Genomic DNA, 1183 nt, shown 5'->3' with positions numbered 1-1183 from the left:
TGGCCTTCCCCCATCGTCACGGACACTTCCGTTAGGCGCATTTTAGATTTTCAAACTGTACCGGGCTGATGTAGCCGATAGTGGAATGACGCCGGCGTGGATTGTAGAACCTTTCGATATAGTCGAACACGTCTGCCCGTAAATCATCTCTGGTCCGGTAGTGCTTTTTGCTCAGGCGCTCGGTCTTGAGCGTCGAGAAGAAGCTTTCCATCGCAGCGTTGTCCCAGCAGTTGCCACGACGGCTCATGCTGCACACGATGCCGTGCGATTCGAGCAAGCGCTGGAAGTCTTCGCTGGTGTATTGCGAGCCCTGGTCCGAGTGATGCAATACGGCCCGAGGCCGGCCACGGCGAAAAATGGCCATCAGCAGGGCATCCATTACCAGTTGCGCCGTCATCGTCGGCTGCATCGACCAGCCCACCACACGCCGCGAGTACAGGTCGAGCACGACAGCGACAAACAGCCAGCCCTCGCCCGTCCACACGTAGGTAAAATCTGCGGCCCACTTCTGGTTCGGGCCTGTCGCTTCAAACTGCCGGTCCAGCAGGTTCGGCGCAATAGCGTGGACTGGCGAATCGAGCTGCCCAGGTGCCCGGCGACGCTTGTGACGGGCCTTGATGCCGGCTGCTTTCATAAGCCGCGCTACCCGGTTCTCGCTGCAAGCAAAGCCCGCATCGATAAGGTCTCGCACTACGCGCGGCGAACCATAGGTGCCATCGCTGGCTTCGTGGCTGTGCTTGATTGCCTTGAGGAGCTGCGCATTCTCACGTTCATGCGCGCTCACCGGCCGGCCGAGCCAGTCGTAAAACCCACTGCTCGACACACCAAGCAGACGACACATCGTTCGCGTTGGCCAGATGGTTCGATATTTGGCGATGAAGCCGTACTTCACTTGAGGTCGGCTGCGAAGTAGCCGAGCGCCTTTTTTAATATGTCGCGCTCCGTCTTGACCTTCGCCAGCTCGCGCCGCATGCGCTCATATTCCTGGGTCGATACCTTCTCGCTCCCGCCTGTGACCTCTGCATCGACGTTGGCGTCTCTGCACCACCGCCCCAGCAAATTGGCGCCAATGCCCAGGTCGCGGGCGATCGCCGCCTTACTCGCACCAGGCTGGCCTACCAGCTTGACTGCCTCGCGCTTGAACTCTTCTGAAAACAACCGTCTTTCACGTGCCATGTAATTC

At 59.3% G+C, this 1183-nt stretch carries 1 protein-coding gene; it reads right to left on the bottom strand.

The features are described from left to right. Positions 1-31 precede the first annotated feature (31 nt). Positions 32-1176, bottom strand: a protein-coding gene (locus ACZ9AQ_RS24165; RefSeq protein ID WP_429207349.1) for an IS3 family transposase whose coding sequence is annotated in 2 segments (ribosomal slippage) — positions 32-918 and positions 918-1176 — 1146 coding nt in all. Because the reading frame shifts where the segments join, the coding sequence is not laid out codon by codon here. Positions 1177-1183 lie beyond the last annotated feature (7 nt).

This window comes from Massilia sp. UYP34 (genome assembly GCF_056279385.1).
This window is presented reverse-complemented; position numbering and strand designations above follow the sequence as displayed.